Below are 10,863 nucleotides of genomic sequence, written 5' to 3' on the forward strand. Positions count from 1 at the left end.
AAAGCCCCGGCAATATGCTGGGGCTTTATTTTATCAATTAGCCTGACCTCGCGGATATTTCCAACTTACCGCCGTCCGATGGCGACGAGGCCAGTGGCGCGAATAGTATAGACACACGTTTGCCGATATTTAGCTATCCGTGCCCCATTTACCGCTCGCGCTTAAAAGATTACTCATGCTTGATCATGACATGGCGAACAATAGTGTAATCTTCCAGCCCATAAACCGACATATCCTTGCCATACCCAGACTGTTTTTGCCCACCGTGCGGCATCTCGCTAACCAGCGTGAAATGGGTGTTGACCCAAGTGCAACCATATTGCAGGCGAGCGCTAAAGCGATGCGCACGCCCAACATCCCGGGTCCAGACGGAAGATGCCAGTCCGTATTTCGAATCATTTGCCCACGCCAGCACCTGGTCTTCATCATCAAATACGGTCACGCTGACCACCGGGCCGAAAACTTCCCGCTGCACGATGGCATCTTCTTGCTTCGCCCCGGCCAGCAGCGTTGGGGCAAAGTAGTAGCCTGCGCCATCCACTTTCTTGCCGCCGGTGATAACTTTGATATGCCCCAGGGCTTTGGCCTCATCGACAGCTTTAGTCACGCGATCAAGATGTGCCTGCGAACTTACCGGTCCCAGTTCCGTCGATTCGTCGTTCGGCGCACCAATTTTCAGGCTGGCAACCGCGGCGCCGAGTTTCTCAACCAACGCGTCATAAATGCCTTTTTGGGCATAGATTCGACAAGCGGCGGTACAGTCTTGCCCGGCATTGTAATAACCAAAGGTCCGCACGCCGCTCACTACCGCATCCAGATCGGCATCATCAAAAATGATCACCGGAGCTTTGCCGCCCAGTTCCATATGTGTGCGCTTAATTGACGGCGCGGTGTGCTGAATAATGTGTTCACCGGTTGCAATGGAGCCAGTCAGAGAAACCATGCGGACTTTTTCATGGCCGGTCAGCGGATCGCCCACCGTTTTACCGCGACCAAACAGGACGTTGATAACGCCAGCCGGGTAAATATCTTTGGCAAATTCGGCCAATTTAAGCGCCGTCAGCGGGGTAATTTCTGATGGTTTAATTACCACACAGTTTCCCGCTGCCAACGCCGGAGCCAGCTTCCACGCCGCCATCATCAGCGGATAGTTCCACGGTGCAATAGAGGCCACCACGCCGAGCGGATCACGGCGAATCATCGACGTATGTCCTTCCAGATACTCTCCAGCCGCCTGTCCTTGCAGAGTTCGTGCAGCCCCGGCAAAGAAGCGAAAAACGTCGACAATAGCTGGAATTTCATCGTTGAGGACACAGTGCAGTGGCTTACCGCAGTTAAGTGACTCCAGCTCAGCGAAGGTTTGCGCGTTATCGGCAATAGCGTCCGCCAGTTTCAGCAGCAGTTCAGAGCGGACTTTCGGCGTGGTTTGCCCCCAGGTGGCAAACGCGGTGTCTGCCGCATGCACCGCGGCATCAACCTGCATGGCTGACGCCTCAGCAATCTCCAGAATGAGTTCACCAGTGGCAGGGTTATAGACTGGCTGCTTTTCACCTTCACCGTTGACCAGCTCGCCATTAATCAGTAATTGATGTTGCATAGCAATTTCCCATATCGTCGTTTATTTACCGTTTCCGGCGAGAGTGTCGCCTTCACGCGTTAGCCACCAGGCCCCTAAAATTGGCAGTGTTGTCACCAGCATTACCAGCAATGCCACAACGTTGGTGACCGGCACATCCCGTGGACGGCCCAATTGATTGAGCAGCCACAGAGGAAGTGTTCTTTCATGTCCGGCGGTGAACGTTGTCACGATGATTTCATCAAACGACAAGGCAAACGCCAGCATCCCGCCCGCCAGTAGTGCCGATGCCAGATTGGGCAGCACGACGTAACGAAAGGTTTGCCAGCCGTTGGCGCCAAGATCCATAGACGCTTCAACCAGACTCCATGAGGTACGGCGAAAACGCGCCACAACGTTGTTAAACACCACCACCACGCAAAACGTCGCATGGCCCACTACGATCGTGAGAAAACCCGGTTCCAGGTTGATGGTTTTAAACGCTGTCAACAGCGCAAGGCCGGTAATAATGCCCGGCAGCGCGATCGGCAACAGTAGCAACAGCGATATTGCACTTTTGCCAAAAAAGTCCCTACGCCACAGCGCGGCCGCGGCCAGCGTCCCCAGAACAAGGGCAATAGCGGTCGACAACGCAGCGATCTTAAGTGACAACGTCACAGATTCCAGGATATCGCTACGCTGCGCCGCAACGCTAAACCACTTCAGCGTTAATCCCTGCGGTGGAAAACTAAAAGCAGCCTCCTCAGTATTAAAAGCATAGGTGGCGATGATGAGGATGGGAAAGTGCAGGAAAATAACCCCGCCCCATGCCGCCAGTTTGAGTAACCAGGGCGCGCGTTCAGAGTGCATCGAAAGCTCCCAGACGCTTCACGAACGCCAGATACAGTGCGATTAACACAATCGGCACCAGAGTAAATGCCGCCGCCATCGGCATATTGCCGATCGCCCCTTGTTGCGAATACACCATGTTGCCGATGAAATAGCCTGGTGGTCCCACCAACTGTGGCACGATAAAGTCGCCCAACGTCAGAGAGAAGGTAAAGATAGATCCTGCAGCGATACCGGGTATTGCCAGCGGAAGGACCACATAGCGGAAGGTTTGACGCGGACGCGCGCCCAAATCAGCGGAGGCCTGTAACAGTGACGGCGGAAGTCTCTCCAGTGCGGCCTGTACCGGCAGGATCATAAACGGCAGCCAGATGTAGACGAACACCAGAAAGCGCCCTAAGCCTGAAGTTGACAACGTATTGCCACCTACCGCAGGCAGCGTCAGGAACGAAAGCAGTAGCGGCTCCAGCCCAAGATGGGTTAAAAACCACTGCGCCACACCGTCTTTAGCTAACAGCAGCGTCCACGCATAGGCTTTAACGATGTAGCTGGCCCACATTGGCAACATTACGGCAATGTAAAAAAAGGCTTTCATTTTGCCGCTGGTATAGCGCGCCATATACCACGCCATCGGAAACGCCAGAATCGCGCTGGCAATGGTGACCGCCACCGCCATCGTCAGGGTACGCAAAATGATGTCGTAGTTAGCAGGATTAAACAGCGCCTGCAAATTCGCCAGCGTCAGGTCCGGCGTGACCGACATAGTGAAATCGTCGAAGGTATAAAAACCTTGCCACAACAGCGTCAGTAATGAGCCGAAGTAGACAATGCCAAACCACATCAGTGGTCCAAGGAGCAGCAAAAACAGCCCCATCCCCGGATTACGCCAGAAGTAACCTGAGATCCGGTTCAGGCTTGTTGACTGTGGAGGCGAATGTAAGACGTTCATAGCCATTCACCTCTCCTCAACCAGCGGTACCATCACGTCGCGGGACCATGATGCCATCACCTGCTGACCCGGCGACAACGTTGACGGTAGCATTTCTCCCGTCAGGTTCGCCTGGCTAACCAGCAGTTTTTCCCCTCCGGCAAGTTTCAGCTCAAACCGCGTCGCCGCCCCCTGATACTGCACCGCCTGAATAACACCCCGGGCCTGGACTTCTCCTCCGGCATCATTCAAGCGAATGTGTTCGGGACGTAGGGAGAACATACCCTGTAGCCCACAAACGTTCGCCGACATCGTCGCATCAAAGACATTTGACGTTCCGACGAAACTTGCCACAAACGGCGTCCGCGGACGCATGTAAAGTTCACGCGGAGAATCCACCTGTTCGATGCGACCGTTATTAAACACCGCCACCCGATCGGACATCGACAGGGCTTCACCCTGATCGTGGGTGACAAAGATGAAGGTGATGCCAAGGGATTGCTGTAATTTTTTCAGCTCCAGTTGCATCTGCTCACGCAGTTTGAGATCCAATGCCCCGAGCGGTTCATCCAACAGCAGGACGCGCGGTTCATTGACCAGCGCCCGGGCAATAGCCACACGCTGACGTTGCCCACCGGAAAGCTGCGACGGTTTACGTTCATAAACAAAACCGAGTGCGACCTTATCCAGTGCTTCACGTGCTTTCGCGTGGCGTTGTTTTTTATCAATGCCTTTAACCATCAGCCCATAGGCGACGTTGTCGAGGATCGACATGTGCGGGAATAACGCGTAATCCTGAAATACCGTATTGACGTCCCGTTCCCAGGGCGGCAATTCGCTGGCCTGTTTACCAAAAATAGTGATCGCGCCGCCTGACAGTTGCTCAAACCCGGCAATCAGGCGCAGACAGGTGGTCTTGCCGGAGCCGGATGGCCCCAGCATAGAGAAAAACTCACCGTCGTTAATCGCAATACTCACCCCATCCACTGCACGAACATCCCCATACAAACGCGAGACGTTATGAAACTCCACTGCGTACGTCATAAAACCCCCAGCGGAATTAACGACCACCCATAATGGCGATGTAATCCTGCGTCCAGCGACTGTAAGGAACGAATTTTCCACCTTCGGCAATTGGCGTTTTCCAGAAGGCAATTTTGTCAAAATAGCTATAGCCGTTGGTTTCACAGCCTTTTTCACCCAGTAACGGGCTGGCTTTACAACCTTCAGGCACCACTGGCAGAGAACCAAACCAGGCGGCTACGTCGCCCTGTACTTTCGGGGTTAATGACCAGTTCATCCATTTGTAAGCGCAAACCGGGTGTTTCGCTTCACTGTGCAGCATGGTGGTATCAGCCCATCCGGTAACCCCCTCTTTTGGGAAGACCGTGGCAATTGGCTGACCTTCGCCTTTCAAGGCGTTAGCCTGATAAGGCCAGGCGCTTGACGCCACTACGCCTTCGTTTTTGAAATCGCTCATTTGCACGGTGGTATCGTGCCAATAGCGATGGATCAACGCGTGCTGATCGCTCAGGACTTTGATCACCGCCTGATACTGTTTTTCAGTGAGCTGATAGGGGTCGGTAATACCCAACTGCGGCTGAGTGGCTTTAACGAATAATGCGGCGTCGGCAATATAGATCGGGCCATCGTAAGCCTGAACGCGACCTTTATTGCTTTTCCCGTCAGGCAGATTTTGTTCAACGAATACCACGTTCCAGCTGTCCGGCGGCGTTGGGAAGGTTTTGGTGTTATACATCAGCAGGTTTGGTCCCCACTGGTATGGCGTACCGTAAACTTTACCGCCAACGTTAAACCACTCCCCTTTTACCACTCGCGGATCAAGGGTTTTCCAGTTAGGGATAAGCGCAGTATTAATCGGCTGAACGCGTTTTCCCATTATCAGGCGCAGTGAGGCATCACCAGAAGCGGTTACCAGGTCGTAACCGCCTTTAGCCATCAGGCTGACCATCTCATCAGAGGTGGCCGCCGTTTTTACATTGACCGCACAGCCGGTATCTTTCTCAAACTGCGAGACCCAGTCATATTGTTTATCGGTTTGCCCACGTTCGATATAACCCGGCCAGGCAATAATATCCAGGCGGCCTTCCGGTTTATCTAATGATGTGGGGGGTTCGGCTGCCTGCGCAGTCATCAGCGTCATGCTGAAGGCACACAGGCTACTGAGGGCAAGTTGCTTGCTCATAACGTCTTACTCCTGTCGAAAAAATATTGAGCGGCAGCCTTGCCGTAAATATATGTCCTTTTCTAAAAATAGTCGGGGTGTTGTAAGCGTTCCTGCTGGTGCAAGGAAATTTAATCAGGTTGTGAGCTAACGCTCATTACGCTACAGACTCTGACCTGGGGGTAATCTTCTGGAGTATAGACAATGAGTTAGACGCAGAGGTGGCAATAGTATTAACTATTGATATTTTGTATGGCCGCACCCGATATAAATAATACTGTGGTTCAGCATTCACTATTTCGAAAATAAGAATGCGCTATTCATTTATATTGAATAGCGCGTTATGGTTTATTTCATCATTTCACGAATTAATTTGCCAAGCTGTTTTACGGCCAGCTCTTCGCGCTCTCCCCAGTGCCATGCAGTATTAAAACGAAAAAAACGTGTCCAGCTTCCCGAGGTCGAGAACATTTTCCCCGGCGCAATGCTAATGTGGTGTGCCAGCGCATGGGTACTGAGCACACCAGCATCAAGCGGTTCCGGCAGCTCCAGCCACAGAAAATAACCGCTGTCGTTGTGGTGAATTTTGACTTCCGCCGGAAGATGACGCAGCAGCGTTTGCCAGGCCTGTTGTTTACGTTCCGCCAACTGCCGACGCAAGCGTCGCAAATGCGCGTCATAGCGCCGGGTTGAAAGATAATCAACAAGTGCAAGCTGCATGGGCGAACTGGTAGATAAAGTACTCATTAGCTGGAGTCGCTGAATACGCCGGGCATGTTTCCCTGCTGCCACCCAGCCAATACGAAATCCTGGCACCAGACACTTCGAGAAAGACGAACAATGCAGAACGCTGTCGGCGCGATCCCAGGCTTTGGCAGGTAGCGGTTTTTCGCGGCCAAAGTACAGCTCGCTGTAAACATCATCTTCAATCAGCATTACGTGGTATTTTTCCAACAAGGCAACCAGATGCGCCTTTTTCTCTGCGCTGAGCGTAAAACCCAGCGGATTTTGGCTGCTGGTCATTAGCCAGCAGGCTTTTACCGGGTACTCCTGTAACGCCTGCTCCAACGCGGCAAGATCGATCCCCTCGTTAACGTCGGTGGCTACCGACAGCGCCTTCAGACGTAATCGCTCCAGGGCCTGCAACGCTCCGTAAAAACAGGGGTTTTCGACAATCACCCAGTCACCCGGTTCAGTGACAGCTTGCAGGCTCAGGTTGAGGGCTTCCAGCGCGCCGGTGGTGATGACGATTTCGTCCGGTGAAATGGTCATCCCCTGTTGAGCATAGCGACGGGCAATGGCATGACGCAGCTCAGCATTCCCCGGCGGCAGGTTTTCAATCACACTCATGGCGGTGGCGGTTTTACTCACCTGCGCCAACGAACGGTTCAACTGTTGAAGTGGAAACAGACGCGGGTCGGGGAATGCTGAGGCAAAGGGCATCACTGACGCATCCCGGCTGGCCTGCAACATATCAAAAATATAGGTATTGATATCCACCGCTTCGTCGCGCATGACCTGCACCTGCGGCGCTGCCAGTTCACGTTCGGGGCGCGCGGCGACATAATAACCAGACTGCGGCCGGGCGATAATCCGCCCCTGGCTTTCCAGCAACTGGTATGCGTGTCCGACGGTCATAAAACTCATTCCGCTGCTGACCACTTGCTCACGCAAGGAAGGCAAGCGATCGCCTGGCTGCCATACGCCAGACGCAATTTGATCGCGAATTTGCTCTGCCAGTCGCTGGTACTTTTTCATTTTTGATCCTGATTACCGGTGTCGGTGACAATCACTGTGTATATCAGTTTACATAATCAGGGTGTTTTTTATAACTGTTATAGTTAACAATTTTACAACATCGTTAACGCCAGCTCTTTGCCTAAGGCGCGCGCAGCAATCTGCACGGCATCAATTTTTGTCGTGTGCTTTAAATCAAATAAACGGGTGATCTCCTGCTTAGGTCTGCCGATCCTGTTCGCCAGCTCCTGCTGGGTGATTTTTGATTCAAGGAAGGCATTCAGCAGAAGAACCTTAGACGCAACGCTCAGCGGTATTTCTACGTAGTCATCTTCAGCGCTAACCGCTGAAGGGAGTGGAATCGCCTCGTTGTCGTCGAAATAGAATTCAAAAGCGGTAATCAATGCCGCCTGCGCGGCCTGCAAAGCGTCATGGCGAGTATTTCCCTGAGTTAATGCTTCCGGAATATCCGGGAAAGAAACCACAAACCCACCTTCCACTGCCGGTGTTAGAGTAACAGGATAACGCATAGGATTTTCAAAATCTCTCATATAATCAACCTTGTAGTGATGATGATTACTGTAAGTCAAGCTGCTTAATAATCGCTTTTCGCAAGGCTTCTTTTATTTCATCACCTGGATGTCTGGGCATAACGCTACGCCTTCCCTGATATCTCAGTTTCAGATGATTTGAGCCGTTTGTAACAGCAACTCCCTGAGATTCAAGCCAGCGTCTAAACTTACTTTGCTTCACTGCGCCTCCCTGTCGTCTATTATACACACAAAGTAAACATTTATGATTACCTTTTAATTACCTTGCTATTAATATCGCAAAATCACTAACGTGGGGAGGACGCTATTTAATAACAGGAATCCAGCTTCCAGATTTCATATCAGCGTGTACAACCTATAACAGCACTGCAACTGTTATGGTTAAAAAGAACTGTTCTGTTTCTGCCCCGCAATGCTTCTCAGGCTTAGAATTGCGCCAAATCAATTTTGTCTGCGGAGTTAAGCATGTTCGGTCTTGACGCGTTTCACCTGGCGAGGATCCAGTTCGCGTTTACGGTATCCTTTCACATCATCTTTCCGGCCATTACCATCGGCCTCGCCAGTTATCTGGCAGTACTTGAGGGGTTATGGCTAAAGACGAAAAATCCCACCTGGCGTTCGCTATACCATTTCTGGTCGAAAATATTCGCCGTAAACTTTGGTATGGGTGTAGTTTCCGGGCTGGTGATGGCTTATCAGTTCGGTACCAACTGGAGTGGTTTTTCCGAGTTCGCCGGTAGCATCACCGGGCCGCTTCTGACCTATGAAGTGCTCACCGCCTTCTTCCTCGAAGCGGGCTTCCTTGGGGTAATGCTGTTTGGCTGGAACCGGGTTGGCCCAGGGCTTCACTTCTTTGCCACTTGCATGGTCGCACTGGGTACCATTATTTCAACCTTCTGGATCCTCGCCTCTAACAGCTGGATGCAGACACCGCAAGGCTATGAAATAGTTAACGGCCAGGTCGTTCCCGTTGACTGGTTCGCCGTTATTTTCAATCCTTCATTCCCTTATCGTTTACTGCATATGTCCGTTGCCGCTTTCCTCAGCAGCGCGTTGTTTGTTGCAGCGTCAGGTGCATGGCATTTATTGCGCGGGAATAACACCCCGGCTATTCGCGCGATGTTCTCAATGGCGCTATGGATGACGTTAATCGTCGCCCCGCTGCAGGCTTTGATTGGCGATATGCACGGTTTGAATACGCTGAAGCATCAGCCGGCAAAAATTGCTGCGATTGAAGGGCACTGGGAAAATCCGCCCGGCGAACCAACCCCGCTACTACTCTTCGGCTGGCCGGATATGGAGCAGGAACGCACCCGCTATGGGCTGGAAATTCCTGCCCTGGGCAGTCTGATCCTGACCCATAGCCTGGACAAACAGGTCCCGGCACTAAAAGAGTTTCCTAAAGAAGACAGGCCTAACTCAACGATGGTGTTCTGGTCGTTTCGCATAATGGCCGGGCTAGGCATGCTGATGATCCTGCTGGGCGCTTTTGCCCTGTGGCTGCGCTATAAGCAGCGTTTATACACCTCGCGCCCTTTCCTGCGCTTTGCCTTGTGGATGGGCCCCTCAGGTCTGATTGCCATCCTTGCCGGTTGGGTGACCACTGAAGTTGGCCGTCAACCGTGGGTGGTTTACGGTCTGCAACGTACGGCGGATGCGGTTTCCGCACATGGTGATTTACATATGAGCATCAGCCTGCTGTCCTTCTTTGTGGTGTACAGCTCAGTGTTTGGTGTGGGTTACAGCTACATGATACGCCTGATCCGCAAGGGGCCACATGAAGATGACTCAACAATTCCGCCAACCGGCACGCCTGCCCGGCCGCTTTCGGCTGCCGTCCTTGATTCTCAACCGGAGGCTCATCGCTAATGGGTATCGATTTATCAGTTAGCTGGTTTGTGATTATCGTATTCGCCACGCTGATGTATATCGTGATGGACGGTTTTGATCTCGGGATTGGCATTTTATTCCCCGCGATTCAGGACGCTGATGACCGCGATGTGATGGTTAACAGCGTCGCTCCCGTATGGGATGGGAATGAAACCTGGCTGGTGCTGGGCGGGGCCGGGTTATTTGGCGCGTTCCCGCTGGCCTATGCGGTGATTGTCGATGCGCTGACGATCCCATTGACCCTGATGCTAATCGGCCTGATTTTTCGCGGCGTCGCGTTTGAGTTTCGCTTCAAGGCCACGCCGGCGCATCGACCATTCTGGGATAAAGCCTTTCTCAGCGGTTCAATTCTGGCGACATTCACCCAGGGCGTGGTGGTGGGTGCCGTACTCAACGGATTTTCCGTTACCGGACGCAGCTACAGCGGCGGTCCTTTCGACTGGTTGACTCCGTTCACGTTGTTCTGCGGCGTTGGTCTGGTTGTAGCCTATGCCCTGCTGGGGGCGACATGGCTGGTGATGAAAAGTGAAAATCCGTTGCAGGATAAAATGCGTCGCGTGGTCAAAAAACTGCTGCTGGCAATGTTGATTGTGATTGCCATTATCAGCCTGTGGACACCACTGGCGCATAGCGCGATTGCCGAGCGTTGGTTTAGTCTGCCCAACCTGTGGTTCCTGATGCCGGTTCCGCTGCTGGTTGCGCTTATCAGCATCTGGCTGTGGCGTTCGCTGGGGCAACATAACTGCCATACGCTGCCTTTTGTATTGACACTGGGGCTGATTTTCCTCGGGTTTAGCGGGCTGGGGATCAGTATCTGGCCACACATCATTCCGCCGTCCATTACGCTCTGGCAAGCGGCGGCTCCGGCGCAAAGTCAGGGCTTTATGTTGGTTGGCGCACTGCTGATTATCCCGATAATCCTGGTGTACACCTTCTGGAGCTACTACGTTTTCCGCGGCAAAGTTCAACATGGTGAGGGGTATCATTGATGCAACAAACAATCTGGAAACGCCTGATGTGGCTGGTGATCCTCTGGGGCGGCAGCGTGCTGGCCCTCGCCGCTGTTGGCATGTTCTTTCGTCTCCTGATGACGGCCGCCGGATTTAAGTCCTGAATCTCTCCCTGGTAACACCCGGGCAGCGCTGCACTGCCCGGGTGTTACAAATCC

At 52.7% G+C, this 10,863-nt stretch carries 11 protein-coding genes; 3 read left to right on the plus strand and 8 right to left on the minus strand.

Annotated features, from left to right (window positions below):
• Window positions 1-169: 169 nt before the first annotated feature.
• The 8 genes from patD to OGV57_RS06365 form a co-directional block, all read right to left on the minus strand.
• Window positions 170-1,597, minus strand: a complete 1,428-nt coding sequence (gene patD / locus OGV57_RS06330) for an aminobutyraldehyde dehydrogenase (RefSeq protein ID WP_003843726.1) — start codon at window positions 1,595-1,597, stop codon at window positions 170-172.
• A 21-nt stretch (window positions 1,598-1,618) separates the two neighbouring features.
• A complete protein-coding gene (locus tag OGV57_RS06335; RefSeq protein ID WP_003020204.1) occupies window positions 1,619-2,425 on the minus strand; it encodes an ABC transporter permease in 807 nt (268 codons plus the stop codon).
• Entirely contained in the window at window positions 2,415-3,359 is a 945-nt protein-coding gene (locus OGV57_RS06340; protein ID WP_003843727.1) for an ABC transporter permease, read from the minus strand. Before OGV57_RS06340 ends, OGV57_RS06335 begins: the two co-directional genes overlap by 11 nt.
• Window positions 3,360-4,376: an ABC transporter ATP-binding protein gene (locus OGV57_RS06345; protein WP_003020210.1), complete on the minus strand. Its 1,017-nt coding sequence runs from the start codon at window positions 4,374-4,376 to the stop codon at window positions 3,360-3,362. It lies immediately after the preceding gene.
• A gap of 16 nt (window positions 4,377-4,392) precedes the next feature.
• Complete coding sequence (ydcS, locus tag OGV57_RS06350) at window positions 4,393-5,538, minus strand: putative ABC transporter substrate-binding protein YdcS (RefSeq protein ID WP_003020212.1); 1,146 nt, start codon at window positions 5,536-5,538, stop codon at window positions 4,393-4,395.
• A 327-nt stretch (window positions 5,539-5,865) separates the two neighbouring features.
• Window positions 5,866-7,275, minus strand: coding sequence for an aminotransferase-like domain-containing protein (locus OGV57_RS06355; protein WP_054528407.1), 1,410 nt, complete (start codon window positions 7,273-7,275; stop codon window positions 5,866-5,868).
• 92 nt (window positions 7,276-7,367) lie between these two features.
• On the minus strand, window positions 7,368-7,784 hold the full coding sequence (locus tag OGV57_RS06360; RefSeq protein WP_123924900.1) for a type II toxin-antitoxin system HicB family antitoxin: 417 nt from the start codon (window positions 7,782-7,784) through the stop codon (window positions 7,368-7,370).
• Window positions 7,785-7,830: 46 nt separating this feature from the next.
• Complete coding sequence (locus OGV57_RS06365; protein WP_071684398.1) at window positions 7,831-8,007, minus strand: type II toxin-antitoxin system HicA family toxin; 177 nt, start codon at window positions 8,005-8,007, stop codon at window positions 7,831-7,833.
• Between the two features lie 263 nt (window positions 8,008-8,270).
• Here OGV57_RS06365 and OGV57_RS06370 point away from each other — a divergent pair, with 263 nt between their 5' ends.
• The 3 genes from OGV57_RS06370 to OGV57_RS06380 are packed head-to-tail and all read left to right on the plus strand — an operon-like array spanning window position 8,271 to window position 10,809.
• Complete coding sequence (locus OGV57_RS06370; RefSeq protein ID WP_003843730.1) at window positions 8,271-9,674, plus strand: cytochrome ubiquinol oxidase subunit I; 1,404 nt, start codon at window positions 8,271-8,273, stop codon at window positions 9,672-9,674.
• Entirely contained in the window at window positions 9,674-10,684 is a 1,011-nt protein-coding gene (cydB, locus tag OGV57_RS06375; protein ID WP_286530862.1) for a cytochrome d ubiquinol oxidase subunit II, read from the plus strand. Before OGV57_RS06370 ends, cydB begins: the two co-directional genes overlap by 1 nt.
• Window positions 10,684-10,809, plus strand: coding sequence for a DUF2474 domain-containing protein (locus tag OGV57_RS06380; RefSeq protein ID WP_003020230.1), 126 nt, complete (start codon window positions 10,684-10,686; stop codon window positions 10,807-10,809). Before cydB ends, OGV57_RS06380 begins: the two co-directional genes overlap by 1 nt.
• The last annotated feature ends 54 nt before the right edge of the window (window positions 10,810-10,863 follow it).

Origin of the sequence: Citrobacter sp. Cf087 (assembly GCF_030334285.1) — a bacterium.
GTDB lineage: Bacteria > Pseudomonadota > Gammaproteobacteria > Enterobacterales > Enterobacteriaceae > Citrobacter > Citrobacter freundii.